The organism is Bradyrhizobium oligotrophicum (assembly GCF_051168495.1).
Lineage (GTDB): Bacteria > Pseudomonadota > Alphaproteobacteria > Rhizobiales > Xanthobacteraceae > Bradyrhizobium > Bradyrhizobium oligotrophicum_A.
Genome location: NZ_JBNPVB010000002.1, coordinates 586,100 through 606,460 on the forward strand (window position 1 = coordinate 586,100; position 20,361 = coordinate 606,460).

The 20,361-nt window shown below is 67.5% G+C and carries 2 protein-coding genes; both read right to left on the bottom strand.

Translation table 11 applies throughout. The features are described from left to right. Positions 1-5 precede the first annotated feature (5 nt). Positions 6-10,586 carry an amino acid adenylation domain-containing protein gene (locus ACQR1B_RS06175; protein ID WP_434874899.1) on the bottom strand — a complete coding sequence of 3,527 codons (10,581 nt, stop codon included), beginning with the start codon at positions 10,584-10,586 and terminating at the stop codon, positions 6-8. Beyond that, entirely contained in the window at positions 10,586-20,308 is a 9,723-nt protein-coding gene (locus tag ACQR1B_RS06180; protein WP_434837131.1) for an amino acid adenylation domain-containing protein, read from the bottom strand. Before ACQR1B_RS06180 ends, ACQR1B_RS06175 begins: the two co-directional genes overlap by 1 nt. Positions 20,309-20,361 lie beyond the last annotated feature (53 nt).

Here is a 20,361-nt window from a genome sequence, read left to right on the forward strand (position 1 = left end):
TCACCTCATTCTGCCGGTTCGTGTTGAAGCGCGTGCGCCGTCGGCGCTACGCCGCGCGGCTCCAGCCATGAGCTGATGGCCGAGAGGAACGTCTCGTTGCCGAGGATCGAGAAGTGATCGTCGCCGACCACGCCGAGATCCACCGCCCCGGTCAGCCGCGCCTCCAGCAAGTCGCGCTGATCCAGGCGCCCGGAGGTCCACCAGCACGCGGGTTCGGCGACGAGATTTGCAGGCCAGTCGGCCGCGGAGGCGAGCCGCGCGAGGTGCCGGCCCACCCTGAAGGCGCCGACGATGTCGTCGATGCCCAGCAGGCGATCGCGCACTTGCGCCGATGCCGTTTCGATCGCACTCGCCACCAGACGCCTGATCGCCTCGTCGGTGTCAGGCGTATCGGCATCGCGGAGCGCCGCGACCTGCGAGCTGATCGTGAACAATTTCACGCCGGGCGCGGCCACGGACAGCAGTCCAAGTAGGTCGTCGGTCCAATGCCGCTCGCTGTCTCTCGCCGCGCGGCGCTGCGGATGTGGAACGAAGCTGTCGATCAGTCCGAGGCAAACGACCTCTTTGCCGCGCCGCTCCAGTTCGGCCGCGACCAGAGATGCGATCAGCCCGCCGAGCGACCAGCCGATCAGATGATAAGGTCCGCTGCCCTGGACTTTCACGATCTCGTCGGCGTAGTCGACCGCCATCGCCGCCAGCGATTCATCGGCGAAGGACGGGGCGATCAAGCTGCGGCATTGCAGCCCAAGCAATTGACGCCGCCCCTCCATGCAGCGCGCCAGCGGCGCGTAGTCGAAGACGGTGCCGAAGCCGCCATGAACGCAGAACACAGGCGCCATGCCCGGGACCGGCGCATTCAGCGGCAGCAGGGCCGATGGGCGCGTGGGCTGGCTTGCCGGCGTGCCGAGCAAGGCGCGGATCGTCGGCTTCTGCAGCAGATCGCGCAGCTTGATCTCGCTGCCGAACACCGGCTCCCGGCGAAGCCGTGCGATCACCTTCAGGCTCAGGATCGAATTGCCGCCGAGCTCGAAGAAATTGTCGGTGACGCCGACCTGCGCCACGCCGAGAACATCGGACCACAACCGGGCCATCGCGATCTCGGCCGGGCTTTCCGGCGCGATGAAGGCGCGCGCGGCAGTGTCGGGCGCCGGCAACGCCTTGCGGTCGACCTTGCCGCTCGACAGCGTCGGCAGATGGTCGAGCACGATGATCCGCGCCGGCACCATGTAGGCCGGCAGGCTCCGGCGCAACGACGCCGCGAGGCTCGCGGACAACTGCTCGGCCGAGCGGCCTGCAGCATCCGCGGCATTGTTCGGCGCCACATAGGCGATGAGCTGATTGCCTCCGGCGCCAGGCACGGCGAGCACGGCGGCCTGCGCGACCGGCTGCTCCGAGAGCAGAGCCGACTGGATTTCGCCCAGCTCGATGCGGAAGCCGCTGACCTTGACCTGGTCATCACCGCGCCCGAGATATTCGATCACCCCATCCGCATCCCAACGCGCCAGATCACCGGTGCGATACAGGCGCGCGCCAGGATCTGACGCGAACGGATCGGGTATGAAGCGCTCGGCCGTCAGGCTCGGCCTGGCGTGATAGCCGCGCGCGAGACCGAAGCCGCCAAGATAGAGTTCTCCTGGCGCGCCCGCTGGAACGACGTTGAGGTGATCGTCGAGGATGTAGGCCGTACGGTTGCCGACGGGAACGCCGATCGGCGCATATGGCTTGTCGCATTCGGCACGACCATCGACCTTCCAGACCAATGGCGTCACCACCGTCTCGGTCGGGCCGTAACCGTTGATCAGGATCTGCGGCTCAAGTGTCCGCTTCACCTTGTCGAAGCCCGCCTTCGGCATCGCCTCGCCACCAAACGAATACAGCCGCACCGGCGGCGGATTGCCGGTCTGCTCGACCCAGTCGGCGACCTGCTGCAGATAGGCCGGCGGCAGACCGAGATGGGTGACACCGTGCGCGCGCGCCGTCTCCACGGTCTGCTCCGGTGTCCACAACTCCGCATCGCGCATCACGAGCCGTGCCCCCTGCGACAGCACCGTGAGCCATCGCTCATGGGCGCCGTCGAAGGCGAGCGACAGGAAGTGCAGCTCGCAGGATTGGGCATCGATGTCGTAGAGCGCAGCGGTCGCGCGGCAATGCATGGCCAGCGGTCCATGCGCGACCGCAACGCCCTTGGGCCGTCCGGTCGAGCCGGATGTATAGATCACGTAGGCGAGATTCTCCGGATGGAGGCGCGGCTGCGGCGGATGATCCGGCCCCTCGTCGAAATCGAAGCCGGCGAGATCGATGCGCACAACGCCATCCGGTGCGGCCACGTCACCTGCCCCGGCGAGCAGGAACGCGGCACCACTGTCGCGCAGCACGTAGGCGATCCGCTCGGGCGGCAGCTCGGGATCAACGGGCACATAGGCCCCGCCCGCCTTCAGCACGGCGAGCAGCGCCAGCATCGTCGCCTCGGTGCGTTCGACCACGACGGCGACGCGCTGGTCCGGCGCGAGTCCGCGGGCGATCAAATGATGCGCCAGGCGATTGGCGCGCTGCTCGAGCGCGCCGTAAGACAGGCTGTTGCCGCCGATCGTCAGCGCGATGCGCTCCGGATCGGCCAGCGCATGCCCGCTGATTGCCTGGTGCACGAGCGGCCTCGATGCCGCGGGCACCGCATGCGCGTTGCAGGCGAGCGCACGCGCCGTGTCCTCGACGGTGGCTGCAGCGACCGCGCCGACCAGCGCTGCGGAATCCCGCGTCAATGCCGCGAACAGATGCTCGAACTGCGCCCTGATCCGTTCCGCCTGCTCCGGCGTGAAATGGCTGGGCATATAGGTGAACTCGACCTGAAGCGTGTCTTCGACCATGACCGACAGGTCCATCGGATAGTTGGTCACGTCGACATTGCGCATGCCGCCGAACTGCAGCGACTCGTCAGCCTGTAACAGGCCGCGGTCGATCGGGTAATTCTCGAACACGATGATGCTGTCGAACATCGTCTCGCCGGGGCGGCCGGCCCAGCTCTGGATGTCGTAGAGCGGCGTCTGCTCGTAGTTGCGGATCGCGGCGTTGCGGCTCTGCATCGCGCGCAGCCAATCCCCGACGGTGGAGGCCGGCGACGGCGTCTCGATCATCGGCAGCGTGTTGATGAAGAGACCGATCATCTGTTCGGCGCCATCGAGTCCTGCGGGACGGCCGGCCACCGTGACGCCGAAGCTGACGGTCTGCTGCCCGGTGTAACGCTGCAGCAGCAGCGTCCAGATGCCCTGGATGAGCGTGTTCAGGGTGATGCGCTCGCGGCGGGCGAACGCCTTCACGGCCGTGGTCGCGTCCTGGTCGAGCCGCGTGTAGCAGCGCCGGTGTCCGTGCGCGTCGTGGCGGCGTGCGCCGAACGCGTCGGCCAATTGCGTCGGCTGATCGAACGCGGCCAGATGTCCGCGCCAGAAGCGCTCGGCGGCCTTTGCATCCTGGGCCACGAGCCATGCGATATAGTCGCGATAATGCGACGGGTTTGGCGCCGGCATGCGCCCGGCGTAGGTTTGCAGGATCTCGCCGATGAAGCGGGCCGAACTCCAGCCATCCATCAGGATGTGATGATGGGTCCAGATCAGGCGATGACAATCGTCCGCTACGCGCAGCAGGCGGACCCGCTGCAATGGCGGCCGCGTGAGATCGAACTCCGCATCCCGCTCGCCGGCCAGTGCCGCCGACAGCCTGTTTTCGTCGATCGCCTGCCCGCACCAGTCGTCGGTCTCGAACGGGACGATCGCCTGATGATAGACGGCCTGCAACGGCGAGCCCGACAGCTCGCGCCAGAGGAAGCCGGTGCGCAGCATCGGGTGCCGCGCGGAGACGTCGTGCCACGCCGCGCGCAGGCGCTCGACATCGAGCCCGCGGATCTCGACGCTGATCTGGTTGACATAGACGCCGCTGCCGGCGTCGCGCAGGCTGTGGAACAGCATGCCCTGCTGCATCGGCGACAGCGGATAGATGTCCTCGATGCAATCCCAGTCGAGTCCCAGCCGTGCAAGCTCTGCGTCCGCGAGGCCCGCCAGCGCGCCGCGGGTCAAGACCGCACTGCGCTGGTCGCTCTGCGCTGCGCGACAGAATGGCGCGAGCTGCTCGATCGTCTGGTGCCGGAACACATCCCTCGGCTCCAGCACGAGGCCGGCGCGGCGCGCGCGGCTCACCACCTGCAGCGAGATGATGGAATCGCCGCCGAGCTCGAAGAAATTGTCGGTGACGCCGACATCCTGCTGGCGCAGCAGTTCGGCCCAGACCGCAGCGAGTGCCGCCTCGGTCGGATTGCGCGGCGCGACCCGCTGCGCCTCGGCAGGCCGGGCGTCGGGCAGCGGCAGCGCCTTGCGGTCGATCTTGCCGTTCGGCGTCAGCGGCAGTTTCGGCAGAACCATCACCCGCGACGGCACCATGGTGGCCGGCAGAACGGAGGCGAGCGATGCACGCAAGGCCGCACTATCGAGCGCGTCGTCGCCGCTGACATAGCCGACCAGGTGCCGGCTGCCGCCGAGGTCCTGCGCCACGACGACGCTGTCGCGCACTCCGGGGCATTCCCGCAGCCGCGCCTCGATCTCGCCGAGCTCGATGCGATGGCCGCGGATCTTGACCTGATGATCAGCGCGGCCGACATGGTCGAGCACGCCATCGGCTCGCCAGCGTGCCAGGTCGCCCGTGCGGTACAGCCGCGCACCGGCGGCTCCGAACGGATCGGGAATGAAGCGCTCCGCGCTCAGCGCCGCGCGGTTCCAATAGCCGCGTGCGAGGCCCTCGCCGCCGATGAACAGTTCGCCCGCGACGCCGACCGGCGCAAGGTTGAGATCAGCGTCCAGCACGTGCAGCGTGGTGTTGCCGATCGGGCCGCCGATCATCGGCGACGGATCACCCGCATCGAGCCGATGGCGCGCCGACCACACCGTGGTTTCGGTCGGCCCATACAGGTTCCAGACCTCGCCGCTCAGCGCCGTCAGCCGGCGCGCCAGATCCGGCGCCAGCGCCTCGCCGCCGCTCAGCAGACGACAGCCACGCGGCAGCCATGCGGTGCCCTCGTCATGATCGAGCAGCATGCGCCAGCTCGACGGCGTCGCCTGGATCATGGTCACGCCGTGTTTGGCGACCATCGCCTTCAGAACCGCCGGATCAAGCGCGGCAGAACGATCGGCCAGCACGACGCGCGCGCCATGCGTCAGCGGCAGCCACAGCTCCAGCACCGCGATGTCGAACGACAGCGAGGTCAGCCCGAGCACACGGTCCTCGACCATGATCCCCGGCTGCTCGGCCATCGTCGCCAGGAAGTTCGTCACCGCGCCATGGCGCACCATCACGCCCTTGGGCAGTCCGGTCGAACCCGAAGTGTAGATGACGTAAGCGAGGTTCTCCGGATCACTAGCGATGTCGGGGTTCGATGCGTCGCTTTCATCCGTCATCGCATCGAGCAGCCAGGCCTCGCCGTCACTGCGCTCCAGCACCGCCGCGAAGCGCTCCTGCAGCGCCGCCTGCGTCAGCAGCAGCTTTGCACCGCTGTCGCTCAGCATGTGGGCGAGCCGCTCGGCCGGATAGTCCGGATCGAGCGGCAGATAGGCGCCGCCGGCCTTGAGCACCGCGAGCAGCGCCACCATCATGGTGACGCTGCGCTCCAGCGCCAGACCGACCACGACATCGGCGCCGATCCCGTGCGCCCTGAGACGCGACGCCAGACGGTTCGCCCGCGCGTTCAGCTCGCCATAGCTGATCGTCGCCTCGCCATGCACCAGCGCGATTGCTTCGGGTGCACGCGCGGCCTGGGTTTCGAACTGGCGATGCAGGCACGGCGCGTCGAGCTTTCTGGCTGTCGCATTCCATGCCTCGAGCAATCGCGCACGATCGTCCGCGGGAACGACGTCGAGCCGCCGCACCGGCATGTGCGGATCAGTCTCAAGCGCCGAAGCCAATTGAGCGAGAGATTGCCGCATCGTCGCGCAGATCCGCTCCGGCGCGACAGAAGCCGTGACCTGGGCCGTCAGGCGTAGCGCATCGCCGTCGTCATCGACCGCGAGCATCAGCGGATAATTGGTGCGCTCCTCCGCGCCGAGCCATTCGATCTCCTGCAACGGGCCCGCGATCCTCGTTTCAGCCTGATGCTGCTGTCTGCGGCTGTGGCGGTAGTTCAGGATCGCGGAGAACAGCGGCGCGGGCGGCGCGACGCCGCTGCAGCGCTGTGCCATCGCCAATGATGCGTGCTCATGCGTCGTCAACTCCGCCAGCCGCGCATGCGCCGCGCGCACGCTGTCCTCGACCGAGCTGCCGTCGAGATCGAGCCGCAGCGCCAGCGTATTGATGAACAGGCCGAGGCTGCGATCGGTCTCGGTGCCGGCCTGCATGCGGCCGAACAGCACCGTGCCGAACACGACCTGCTCGCGTCCGCTGCTGCGCGCGAGCACCTGTCCCCAGGCAAGGTGGCAGAGCGTCGCAAGACCGACGCCGACACGCCGGGCCTGGGCGCGAAGCCGCGTGTCGAGGTCCGGCGGGATCGCGAGCTTAGCTTCGCGAACACCGTCGCCGTCGCTGCGGACCTCCATCAATCCGAACGGCGCGGTCGGCGCATCGATGTCGGCGAGCATGCTGCGGAAGAAGCTTTGCTGCACTTCCTGCCGCGCGGCCTCACGGGTTCGCGCCACGAGATTGCGGAATGGCGTCGGCGCCGGCAGGGCGTCAGCGTGTCCCGATAGAATGGCCCCCACCTCGCGATGAATTGCCTCCAGGGTCGAATGATCACCGATCATATGATGCAGCAGGACGCGCAGCAGCATCCGATCGTGTTCGGGATCGCGCGCAACGATGAACCGCAGCAGCGGTGCCTTGGTCAGATCGAGCCGGCACGATCTCGGATCGAATCGGCTGGCGAGCTGCAGATGGGCCGGCCCGTCACCGTCGAGCACGACCTCCGTGACATCGAGAAGCGCGCGCCGCGAGACCACCTGTGCCGGAACGGACAGGCCGTCCCAGACGATCGATGTGCGCAGCACGTCGTGCCGGTCGATCACCTGCTGGACCGCAGCCAGATAGCGGTCGAGCAGAGTGCGCGACAGAAACGCCATCTGCGCCGCCAGCACGTAGGGGTCGCCCTCGACCGCCAGCAGATGATGAAACAGGATGCCTTCCTGCAGCGGCGACAGCGCGTAGATGTCCTGGATGTTGGCAACGCCCCCGGGCACTTGGGCGACCACGCGGTCGATCTCCGGCTGGCTCAGCGCAATCAAAGGCAGCAGCTCCGGCGTGATCCGCGTCGTCTGCGCCGTGATGAGGTTCGCGGGAACGGCGATCTCGTCTGCACGACGAAGGCTGGCCGCGAGCTCGCGCAGCACCGGCTTTACGAACACGGTCTGCGCCTTCGTCGTGAAGCCGCGGCGTCGCAGGCGGTCCAGCAGCCGCACGACCAGCAGAGACTGCCCGCCGAGCTCGAAGAAATGATCGTTCCGTCCGACGCGATCGACGCCCAGAAGCTCGCTCCAGATCGCCGCAAGCATCAGCTCGACCTCGCCCTGCGGCGGATCATAGGCCCGGCGCGCGAAGGCGTCGTCATCCGGGGCGGGCAGCGCGCGGCGGTCGACCTTGCCGTTCGGCGTCAGCGGAAGAGCCTCGAGGCATACGATGGCCGATGGCACCATGTAGTCGGGGAGGCTGGCTTGCAGATCGGCGCGCAGCTGCGCGCTCCATCGCGCGGCATCGTCGACGTCCCCGACCGGCACCGCATAGGCGACGAGCGTGGTGTCGCCAACGGCATTGCGCTGTGCGAGCACAGCGGAATCACGCACGCCGGCCAGCGCACTCAAGCGCGCCTCGATCTCGCCGAGCTCGACACGGAAGCCGCGAATCTTCACCTGATGATCGTTGCGTCCGAGAAACTCGATGTTGCCATCGGGAAGATGGCGGCCGAGATCTCCGGTGCGGTACATCCGGCCATCGGGGGCCGGAGCAAACGGATCGGCCGCAAAGCGCGACGTGGACAGATCAGGCCGGCGCAGATAGCCGCGCGCGATCCCCGCCCCGCCGATCCAGATCTCGCCGACCGTGCCGCGCGGCACCGGCAGGCCTTCCTCGTCGAGCAGATAGATGCGCGCGTTGGCGATCGGACGTCCGATCGGAACGACGCCGTCGGCAAAGCCCGGGGGACGACGCCATGCGGTGGCGCAGACCGTCGCCTCCGTGGGACCATAGGCGTTGAAGACGGTGACGCCCGGCGGCACCGCCGCAATCAGCTCCGGCTTCGGCAGCTCGCCGGCCAGCACGAGAACCTGAAGCCCACCGAGACGCGCCAGGTCCGATCGCCCTTGCAGCATCGCAGGGGGCAGCGTCGCATGCGTGATCCTGTGATCGGTCAGATAGCCGAAGAGCGCCGATCCGTCGCGGTGCTCGCCGCTTCCGATCAGATGCAGTTCGGCGCCGGAGCAGAGCGCCATGACGATGTCCCACACGCTCGCATCGAAACTGAGCGACGCGAACTGCACGACACGGCTATTCTCGCTGACGTCGAACAAGGCGATCTGCGCCAGCGCCAGATTGACGAGACCACGATGCTCGATCATCGCGCCCTTCGGCTTGCCCGTGGAGCCCGACGTGTAGATCACATAGGCGAGATGGCGCGACGTCAGGCCACATGCGGCGACATCGGGCGCGAGGTCCGGCTGTCCCTGCCAAGCCGACGCATCGCGCTTCACATCGATCACGGGGCATGCGACTTCGCCAAGACTGCCGGCACCCGCTTCGTCACAGAGCAGCAGCCCGGGTTCGGCATCAGCTACGATCTCCCGGAGCCGCTGTGCTGGATAGACCGGATCGAGTGGCAGATAGGCCGCTCCTGCCCGCAGCACCGCGAGAATGCTGATGATCACATCGATGCCGCGTTGCTGACAGATCGCAACGAGCCGATCAGGACCTGCGCCATGCGCGATGAGATGATGAGCAAGGCGATTGGCCTTTGCCTCGAGCTCGCGATAGGTCAATCGCTCGTCACCGTGGACCAGCGCCACGGCAGCGGGCCGCCGTTGGGCCTGGTCGGCGATCAGCTCCTGGATGCAGCGATCGGGCGGGGTGAACAGATCCGTTCGGTTCCAATCGTCCAGGAGCAGCGACCGCTCCGCCGGCAACAGAAGATCGATCCGATGCACCGGCCGGCCGACATCGACGACCATCGCCCGCAGTGCGGCCAACAGATAGGAGCTGTAGCGCAACGCGGTCTCTGTGTCGAACAGGGCCGTCGCATAGTTCAGCTTCCCGGCGATGCGACCGGCCGACTCGCTGAGATCGAGTTCGAGGTCGAACTTGATCTCGCGCTGATCGAGCGCAAGGCGCTCGACGTCGATACCGGGAAGCGTGAGCTGGCCGACGTCGTTGCTCTGCCACGCGAAGACGACCTGAAAGATGGGCGTGTATTGCGGAGATCGCGCCGGCTGAAGCGCTTCGACGAGATGTTCGAAGGGCAGGTCCTGACGGTCCTGAGCCGCAAGAACCGTCTTGTTCACGCGCTCGATCAACTCGGCGACGCTCGGTGCCGCCGAGAGGTCGACGTGCAGCGCCAGCATGTTGGCGAAGAAGCCGACCAGCCCTTCGACCTGCGCCTGGGTGCGGTTTGCGGTCGGCGTACCGACCACCAGATTCTGTTGACCGGCAAGCCGCGACAGCACGACCGCCCAGGCGGACAGCACGATCACGAACGGCGTGACGCCGAGCGTCAGGCCAAGCTGCCGGATCGCGCCGGACAGCTCATGGTCGATCTCGACGGGCACGGAGGCGCCAGCGACGGATCGCGGCGCCGTTCGCGGACGATCCGTCGGCAGGGTCAACAATAGCGGCGCCCCGGCCAGCGCGGTCGTCCAATGATCGAGCTGACGCTTCATCCGCTCCTGCGTCAGCGACTGGCGCTGCCACGCGGCGTAGTCCGGATATTGGATCGCGAGCGGCGTCAACGGATTCGCCTCGCCCGCGGCGAACGCACCATACAGCGCCTGGAGCTCGCGCATGATCACGCCCATCGACCACCCGTCGGCGACGATGTGATGCAGGCAGAGCAGCGCGACATGCTCGTCGTCATCGAGCCGGACCAGGTCGCTGCGGATCAGCGGTCCCCGGACAAGATCGAACGGCACGCGTCGGGCTTCATCGAGCAGGTCGCGCAAGTACTGCTCGCGATCCGGCCTGCCACGCAGATCATGCAGCGCCACCGGGAGCGCCGTGTCGGGCGGCAACAGCTGCACATGCGGCTCGCCCTGCGTTGCGACGAACACCGTCCGCAGCGCCTCGTGGCGCGCAAGCAGATGATCGAGGCTGCGGCGCCATGCGGCGACATCGAGCCGTCCCCGCAGCCGCAGCAGGACCTCGATATGATAGTTCGTGCTCGCGCCGTCGAGCTGCGTCACCAGCCATAGCTGCCGCTGGGCGTGGGACAGCGGCAGCATGCCCGTGCGATCGACGACCGGGATCGCATCGGCCTCGCGCCTGCCGGCGTTGCGGCCGCGGGCTCGCGCCGCCAGCGCCAAGCGTTGCAAGGCTTCCGGATCGAGATCCCGCAGGCTCGGCCTGGCTGATTGTCCGCTCATCACAACTCTGCCTCGATCAGTTCCTGAAGCTCACGCTCCTCGAATTGCTGCTCGATCAGGCTGATCGAGACGACCCGCGCGAACTCCTCCAATTCCGGATGAGCGAACAGCTTCGACAACGCGATCGACGTGCCGAATTCCTGCGAGACGCGGCTCATCAGCCGCACCGCCAGCAGCGAATGACCACCAAGGTCGAAGAAGCGATCGTTGCGGCCGACACGATCGACGCCGAGCACTTCCTCCCAGATGGCCGCTAGCGTGATCTCGATCTCGCCCACGGGAACCGCGTGATCGCGCCCGCCCGCTTGGCCTTGAAATGGCGCTGGCAATTTGCGCCGGTCGATCTTGCCGTTCGGCGTCAGCGGCAGCTGCGGCAGCACCATCACCTGCAAGGGCACCATGTAGTCGGGAAGCACCGATTTGAGGGCCGCGCGCAGGTCCGCGCCATCGAGCGCATCATCGCCGCTGACATAGCCGAACAGTTGCGGGCCCCCGACGAATTCCTGCGCCACGACGACACAGTCGCGCACCCCGCGCTGCGCGCGCAGTCGCGCCTCGACCTCGCCCAGCTCGATCCGATGGCCCCGGATCTTCACCTGGTGATCGGCGCGGCCGACATAGTCGAGCATGCCATCGGGACGCCAACGCACGAGATCACCGGTCCGGTACAGCCGCGCACCGGCGGCTGCGAACGGATCTGGGACGAAGCGTTCCGCGCTCAGCCCCTCGCGGCCCCAATAGCCGCGTGCGAGCCCCTCGCCGCCGATGAAGAGCTCACCGGCTACGCCGACCGGCGCCGGGTTGAAGTTGGCATCGAGCACATATAACGCCGTGTTGCCGATCGGGCCGCCCAGCGACGGCGCCGACTCTGCTGCATCGAGACGGCGGCGCGCCGACCACACGGTGGTCTCGGTCGGACCGTAGAGATTCCACACCTGCTTGCTGATCGCACGCAGCCGCTGCGCCAGATCCGGCGCGAGCGCCTCACCGCCACTCAGCACCCGGCAGCGCTCGGGTAGCCAAGCTTGCTCACTGTCGTGATCGAGCAACATCCGCCAGCTCGATGGCGTCGCCTGAATCGTCGTCACGCCATGTTCGGTCACCATCGCCTTCAGCGCCGCCGGATCATGCGCCGTGGCGCGATCGGCCAGCACGATCCTGGCGCCGTGCGCCAGCGGCAGCCACAGTTCCAGCACTGCGATGTCGAACGACAACGACGTCAGGCCGAGCACGCGATCATCGGCCGTGATCCCCGGTTGCTCCGCCATGGTGGCCAGGAAATTCGTGACCGCGCCGTGGCGCACCATCACGCCCTTGGGCAGCCCAGTCGAGCCGGAGGTGTAGATCAGATAGGCGAGGCTCTCGGGATGAATGCAAAGGCCGAGATTGCCGGCGTGGTCGTCACCTCGACCGGTCGTATCGTCGAGCAGCCAGGCCTCGGCTCCGCCGTCGGCCAGCGCCGGCGCAAACCGATCGCGCAGCGTCGCCTGTGTGAGCAGCAGCCTCGCGCCGCTGTCGCGCAGCATGTGCGCGAGCCGATCAGCCGGATAGTCCGGATCGAGCGGCAGGTAGGCTCCACCCGCCTTCAGCACGGCGAGCAGCGCGATCATCATTGTTTGCGAGCGCTCCAGCGCCAGGCCGACCACGACGTCAGGGCCGATCCCGCGCTCTTTGAGACGCTGCGCCAGCCGGTTCGACCGCGCATTCAGCTCGGCGTAGCTCATCCGTCGCTCGCCGCAGACGATCGCGACCGCGTTGGGCTTTCGGGCCGCCTGCGCCTCGATCTGCTCCACGAGGCTCAACGCTCGTCCGGACGTGAGGTCGGCGGCGGCTCCCCTGCCCCAATACAGGACGCGCGCGAGCGTATCGCCACTGACCGCTCGCAAGGTCCCGGTCGCGCGAGCTGCATCGGCCGAGATCCGTGCCAACCAGTCCTGCATCGCCGCGCTCAGCTGTTGGACTGCGCGCTCGTCCAATTGTGTCCGATCATAGTTGAAGTCGAGCCGCAGGCCTTCGGGTCCATCGAACACGGCGACGGCCATCGCATAGTTCGTCGGCGTCACATGTTCGACGCGCCCCACGCGCGGCCCCGCGCCGCCGCGGTCCACAAGCGATCGATCGATCGGATAGTTCTCGAACACCATGATGCTGTCGAACAGCTGCCGGCCGCCATGTTCGGCGAGGCGCTGGATCTCGTGCAGCGGCATCCACTCATAGTCGCGCGCTGCGAGATTGCGCGCCTGCAGCGCGCGCAACCAGTCGCCGACGGCCGCCTGCGGATGCGGTGCGTCGATCAGCGGCAGCGTGTTGATGAACAGACCGACCATGTCTTCTGCGCCGGCAAGCTCGGCCGGGCGCCCGGCCACGGTCACACCGAAGCAAACCGTGTCCTGTCCGCATTCGTGCCGGAGCAGTTGGGACCAGGCTCCCTGCAGCAGCGTGTTCATCGTCAGCCGCTGCTGCGTGGCGAACCGCCTCAGGCGTGCAGCGAGGTCGCGGTCCACGGCCAGCGTCAGCCTTCCATGTCCGACATCCGGGACGATCGGGCCTCTCGCGCGCCGCGCATCAGCGAGCAGCGTGGGCTCGCCGAGATCGCTCAAGGCGCTGCGCCAGAAATCGGTCGCCGCAATCCGATCCTGCGTCTGGAGCCAGGCGATGTAGTCGCGATATCTGCCTTGCGGGGCGGGCGCCGTCGAGCCGCCGGCCCGCTGTAGCACGTCGGCAAGCAGCCGTGCCGAACTCCAGCCATCGAGCACGATGTGATGGTGCGTCCAGATCAGCCACAGCCTACTGTCGTCGAGCCGGATCAGGCGCAATCGCTGCAATGGCGGCCGAGTGACATCGAAGCCGAGCGCACGCTCGCGCTGTCCCACCTCGACGAGTGCGGCATCGAGATCGGCCCCCTCGCGGAACGACGCAACGCGGCCGCGCCAATCCTCCTCGACGATGGGAACATCCAGCCGGCGATAGACGACCTGTTGCGCCGCGTCTGATAATTGCTGCCACGCAAATCCGGTCCGCAGCACGGCATGCTGCGCACTGGCCGCCTGCCACGCCGCCGACACCTGCGCCGGCGTCACGCCGCGCAGCTCGACCGCGAGCTGGTTGACATAGGCATCGTCCTTGCCGTCGCGAAGCGCGTGAAACAGCAGGCCCTGCTGCATCGGCGACAGCGGATAGATGTCTTCGACGTTGCAGACATCGAGCGTCGCACAGAGACGATCGAGCGTCGCCTGATCGAGTTTCGAGAGCGGTATGTCGGAGGGCGTGAGCCCTCCCGCGGCGTCCATGCAATGATCGACCAGACTGCGCAGCGCTGCGCCGTAGAGCTCCGCCAACCGTTCGACGGTCGGGCGCCGATAGCGCTGCCGGCCATAGCGGAAGGCCAGGCGAAGCCGGCCGTCGCGCACCTCTCCAGTGATCGTGAGCCAGGCCCGCAGCGGCGTGTCCTTGGCCCGCATCGGGCCGGGATCTTCCGCTGCGATCCGATACGGGGCCGAAGCGCCCAGCTCCTGATCGAAGCGGCCGAGATAGTTGAAGACGATGCGCGGGCTCGCGGTCCGCGACAACGCCTCGCGATGCTCCGGCCTGCCGAGATAGCGCAGGACGCCATAACCGAGACCGTGATCGGAAACGGCGCGCAGCGCTTCCTTCACGCGCTTGATGAGCGCGCCGTCGGCCTCGGCGCCCCCGTCCAGACGAAACGGAAACGCGCTCGTGAACCATCCCACCGTCCGCGTGATGTCCGCATCGGAAAAGATATCCTCGCGGCCGTGGCCCTCGAGCTCGATCACGACGTCATCGCGACCGCTCCAGTTCCAGACCGCGCGCGAAAGCGCGGCGAGCAGCAGGTCGTTGATCCGGGTGCGGTAGGTCGCTGGGGCGGCCTCCAGCAGCCGCCGCGTCAACTCGGCATCGACGCTGAGCTCCACCTCCTCGGCCTCGGCTTCGACATCGACGCCGCCATGGTCGTCATCGCAGGGCAGTTCGCCGCGCGCGGACGCCGCGAGCCAGAACGGCATCTCGGCCGCCAGCCGCTCGGAGTCTGCATGCGCGCGCAGCCGCTGCGCCCAGGACGATGGCGGCTCGCTCTTCGGTGGGAGGCTGACCGCAACCACTCCGCTGGAAAGTTGCGCGTACGCCGAAGCGATGTCTTCGAGCAGGATACGCCACGACACACCATCGACGGCGAGATGATGAATTGCGATCAGCAGACGTTGGCTGCCGTCCATCAGCTCAAAGCCGACAGCACGCAGCAAGGTCCCCGACGCCAGCGACAGACTGGCCTGGGCCGCGGACGCGATCGCGCCGATTCCATCCGGCTGGACGCCGCTTCGAATCCACAGCAGGTCCGACGCCAACGGCCCTCCGGACGAAAACGCCTGCCAAAGCTCTCCCACCCGACGATAGGTCATGCGGAGCGCATCATGATGCATCACGACCGCCGCGAGCGCGCCCTGCAGCATGCTCCATGTGATCCGATCGCGCGGAATCAGCAACACCGCCTGATTGAAGTGATCGCGGTTGGTGATCGTCTCGGCGAAAAATCGCAATTGGATCGGCAGCAGCTCCGCAGCGCCGGCGTTCACGGCGCTGCGTGCTGCTGCCAGCGGCGCCACGGCAGGTGCGGAGGTGGTCGCAACCACACCGGCCAGGGCCGCTATCGTCTGCTGCGCAAACATCTGCTTCGGCGTCAGAACCACGCCGCGCCTGCGCAGCCGTGCAATGATCTGCAGGCTGAGAATGGAATCGCCGCCGAGCTCGAAGAAATTGTCGTCGCGGCCGACGCGATCCCGCCCGAGAACCTCCTGCCAGACGGAGGCGATGGTCTGCTCGACCTCTCCGACGGGATCGGCGTAGGAAACGGCGACGTCATCGGCGGGCTCCGGAAGTGCTGCCCGGTCGAGCTTGCCGTTGGCCGTCAGCGGCAGGCGATCGAGCATGATGAATCGCGACGGCACCATGTAGTCGGGCACCAGCGCCGACAGCTGCTCACGCAGCGTCTCCGGCAGCAGCTTCGCGCCCGGCGCCGGTACGCAATACGCCACCAGCTCCAGGCGATCCTGGTCCACATCGATCGCGCGCGTCACGACCGCTGCATCGGCAATGCCGTTCAGCGAGGTGACGAGCCGCGCAATCTCGGCCGGCTCGACGCGGTAGCCGCGGAGCTTGATCTGATCGTCGCGCCGGCCGAGGAAAACGATCCGCCCCTGCTGATCGCAGCGTACGCGATCACCGGTGCGATAGAGGCGTTCGCCCTCCGGTCCAAATGGATCGGCAATGAAGCGCTCCGCGGTCTGGCCGGGGGCACCGCGATAGCCCCGCGCGACACCTGCGCCGCCGACATAGAGCTCTCCGGCGACCCCGCACGGCACCACGTTCAACACATCGTCCAGCACATACGCGCGGATGTTCGCCAAGGGCAGACCGACGGGGACTGCCGCGCCGCCGGTGGACTCCGTCCATTCATGGGTGGCGATGCCCACCGTGGTCTCGGTCGGACCGTAGTGATTGATGATCCGGCATTGCGGGCGCAGTTGACGGACGTCTGCGATCAGCCGCGGATCACAGGGCTCGCCGCCGAGCACCAGCACGTCTCTCGGCAGCATGTCGGCCGCACGGCGCGCCTGCAGCAGACCGCGCAGATGGCTCGGGACGATCTTCAAGATGCCGACCTCCCCCTCGCGCATGGCCCGCGCAAAAGCATCGGCATCGAAGGCTGCATCAGCGGACACCAGGTTGAGGGTCACGCCGCCCGCCAGCGCGCCGAACAGCACGGTGTGACCGAGATCGGCGGCAACGGTCGAGACCATCGCCATGCCGGCGCCGGCCTTCGGCTCTACCCGCGTCAGCAGCGCCTGCACATAGTTCGCCAGCGCGCCGTGGGACACGGCAACGCCCTTCGGTGCACCGGTCGAGCCCGATGTGTAGATGATGTAGGCGGTCTGCGTGGGATGAGCTGCGCGGCGAACGAACCGCTCGGAGCTCGCCTCGTCGCTCAGTTCGGCGTCGAGCGAAACGCACTCCAGATCCCGCGCCGCATCGAGGCGATCGCCGGCCGCGATCAGCGTCCGGATGCCACCATCGCCGAGGATGCGCTGCACGCGCGCCACGGGCCAGGCCGGATCGAGCGGCACATAGGCGCCGCCTGCCTTCAACACGCCGAGCAGCGCTGCAACGAAAGCCGGCGACCGCTCGATCCACAGCGCCACCGGCACTTCGGGGCCGACACCGCGGGCCGCGAGCATGGCAGCGATCCGATCCGACCAGCGTTGGAGCTCAGCGACGCTGACCTCGACGTTTCCTTGCCGGAGCGCGACGTGATCGCCACCCCCGACCGCCGCCGCGGCGATCAGATCAACGATATCGGTGAACGGAAAACTCCGGACCTCCTGGGCCACCACCTGACGGACATCAGACGCGAGCGCGAAATCGGCCAGCGGCCGGTCAATGCCGTCGGTGACCTGCTGCAGGAATGCGACGAGTTGGCTGGCCATCCGTTCGATGGTGGCCGCATCGAACAGGTCGGTTGCGTAGTTGAGGCTTGCGCTCATCGCCGCAGCCCCGTCGACGACGTCGAGCGCGAGGTCGAAATGCGAGCCGGCGAGATCCATGATGTGGGTTTCGGCGCGCAGGCCATCCACGGCGCTGAAGCCGCGCGGTTCCGCCATATAGTTGAACTTGACCTGAAACAGCGGGTTGTAAGCGCCCGAGCGCGCCGGCTTCAGCGTATCGACCAGCCGGTCGAACGGCAGATCCTGGTGCGCGAGTGCGGCGATGACCTCTTCCCTCGCCTGCCTCAGCAGATCGGCGAAGCTCATGTCGTCGGCAACGTCGGCGTGCAAGACGAGGGTGTTGACGAAGCAGCCGATCAGCGGCGCCAGTTCGGCCTGTCGTCGGCCGGCGACGGGCACGCCCACCCGCAGATCCGACTGGCCCGAGTAGCGGAACAGCAGCAACTGATAGGCTGCGAGCAGCAGCATGAACATGCTGACACGCTGCTGCCCGGCCAGCGCCCGCAGCTTCGCGGCCAGATCCCGCGGAATCTCGACATGGATCGTGTCACCGCGATAGCTCTGCACGGGTTGGCGCGGCCGATCGAATGGAAGCGCGAGCGGCGCATGGGTCTCGCCGAGCCGTCGGCACCAATAAGCGAGCTGCCGATCCGCCTCGGGAGTCGTGAGCCACGTCCGCTGCCAGGCCGCATAGTCCGCGTACTGGATGCACGGCGGCGGAGGCGACGTTCCGGCACCGCGCCGGAGCGCGTCGTAGAGCGCCGAGAGTTCGGTCACGAGCACGTCGAGCGACAGGCCATCGGCCACGATGTGATGGGCCGAGAGCAGCAGTTCGTGCCGATCGTCGGCGAGCTGAATCAGGACGGCGCGCAGCAGCGGGCCGTTGATGAGGTCAAACGGCCTCGCCAGTTCCTCCCGGCGGCGCGCCGCGGTCCGCGCGGCGCGATCTGCCGGGGCGCAGCGCCGCAGGTCGTCGACGGCAACCAGCAACTCCGGCGCGTCGTGAATCACTTGTATGGCCCGGCCGTCGTGAGACGCAAAGGTCGTGCGCAGGACCTCGTGGCGGGCGACGATCTCGGTCAGCGCCTGCACCAGCAGCCCCTGATCGAGCGCTCCCTCGAACGCCAGGGTGCAGGCGACCGTGTAGGCCGTGCTGGCCGGGTCCATGCTCCAGAGAAACCAGAGCCGCTCCTGCGCGGGCGACAGCAGCAGGCGCGAGCCGGGCGCCGCGGGCTGCAGCGGCGGCAAGGCTTCGACGACGCTGCCCGCGGCATCGACATGAGCCGCCAGAGCAGCGAGCGTGGGCACATCGAAGAAGCTGTGCAGATCGATGTCCACCTGCAGGCGCTCGCGCACCATGCCAGCAATCTGCGCGGCCGCGATCGAATTGCCGCCGAGCATGAAGAAGTCGTCGTTGCGCCCCACCTTCGCGATGCGGAGCACTTCCTGCCAGATCATCGCGAGACGGCGTTCGGTCTCCGTGATGAGGTCGGATTCCGGCGATGCGCCGGGCGCCTCTCGGCGCCGCTCGAACACCATGAAGCTGTCGAGCGTCCCCTGCATCCAACCGGTGCGGCAGGCCGAGCGCTGCAGCTTACCGCTGGTGGTCAGCGGCATGCCCTGCGGGTTCAGCAGCACGACCACCGCCGGATGCTGCTGTGCCTGCCCCATGACCGCGTCACGGATGGCCTTGATCAGGACATCGGATGGAGTCCGCCGCAGGACCGTCCTGCTGAACTCCGCGGCGATGCCGATGCCCTCGGCACCATCGACCTCGACCGGAAACGCCGCGACGCGTCCCTTCCGAACCGAACTCACTTCCGTCTCGACCGCCTGCTCCAGGTCGAACGGATAGATGTTCTGGCCGCGAACGATCAGCAGATCCTTGAGCCGGCCGGTGACGACCAATGCGCCGTCACGGATGAAGCCGAGGTCACCGGTCCGCAGCCAGCGCGCGCCATCTCTCTCCACGAACGTCTGCCGCGTCGCCTGAGCGTTATTCCAATAGCCTTGGGCCACGCTCGGGCCTGCGACCCAGATCTCGCCGATCTCGTCCGCATCAGCGTCGCGCGAACCATCCGATCTCATGATCCTGACGGCGTGGCCTTCGGGCACGGCGCCGCACTCCATCAGATCCGAGCCTTCGCTGGCATCGGCCACGCGCCCGCTGGCAAGCATGGCCGTATCGAGTGTGTGGCACGCGGCCTCGCTCGCGCAGCTGCTGGCGGTGACCAGCAGTGTGGCCTCGGCAAGCCCGTAGCACGGCGTCAATGCGCGTCGATCGAACCCCGCCGGCTCGAAGCGCTCCGCGAACCGGTCGAGCGTCGCACGGCGCACGAATTCCGAGCCTGAGAACGCCAACCGCCATCGGCTAAGATCCAGGCGCCCAATTGCCTCGTCGGACACACGGTCCGCGCAGAGCGCGAAGGCAAAGTCCGGCCCGCCACTGCAGGTGCCGCCATGGCGATGGATCGCCTCGAGCCAGCGCCGCGGCTGCTCCAGGAAATTGCGCGGTGACATCAGCACCGCCGTGAAGCCGGTGAACAGCGGATTGAGCAATCCGCCCATCAACCCCATGTCGTGATACAGCGGCAACCAGCTGATGAAGACGTCCTCGCGGGTCCCACCAAGGACGGCCTCCATCGCCGTCTCGTTCGCGACGAGGTTACGATGGGTAACGCAGACTCCCTTCGGCTGCGACGTCGAACCGGACGTGTATTGAAGAAACGCGATCGCGTCGCCTTTCAGTTCCGTCTCCCGCCACAAGTCGGCGGCATCGCTTCCGATGGCGTCCACCGCAACCACATGGGAGACGGATGGTTCAAGCGAAGCAGCAATGCTGTCGCGAAGGCTCGCGAGCGTCAGGATGAACCGTGGCGCGGCGTCGCGCAGGATGCCGTCGAGGCGGCCGGCGTAGCGCTCCTTGGCGCCTTCCGGAGGATAGGCCGGCACCGCGATGACGCCTGCATAGAGACAGGCGTAGAACGCCACGGCATAGTCCGGGCCGCTCGGCAGCAGGATGAGCGCACGTTCACCCGCGCCGGCCAGATCCTGCAGATGAGCGGCGAGCGCGCGAATGCGCCGATCCAGTGCCGCGTAGCTCAGCTCTTCGACGACATCATCGCCTGCGATAAAGCGCAGCGCCGGATGGTCGGCGCGCAGAGTGGCGTGCTCACGCAGCCGTTCGACGAGAGTGTCTGGCGTCATGTTCTGGATATCCGGTCGTAACTTGGCGTTCGATCAGGAGGTCGACGATCCCG

What these genes read in the sequence shown, in the direction of transcription:
- ACQR1B_RS06175 (WP_434874899.1), bottom strand. Translation starts at nt 10,586, where the DNA reads ATGAGCGGACAATCAGCCAGGCCGAGCCTGCGGGATCTCGATCCGGAA.
- ACQR1B_RS06180 (WP_434837131.1), bottom strand. Translation starts at nt 20,308, where the DNA reads ATGACGCCAGACACTCTCGTCGAACGGCTGCGTGAGCACGCCACTCTG.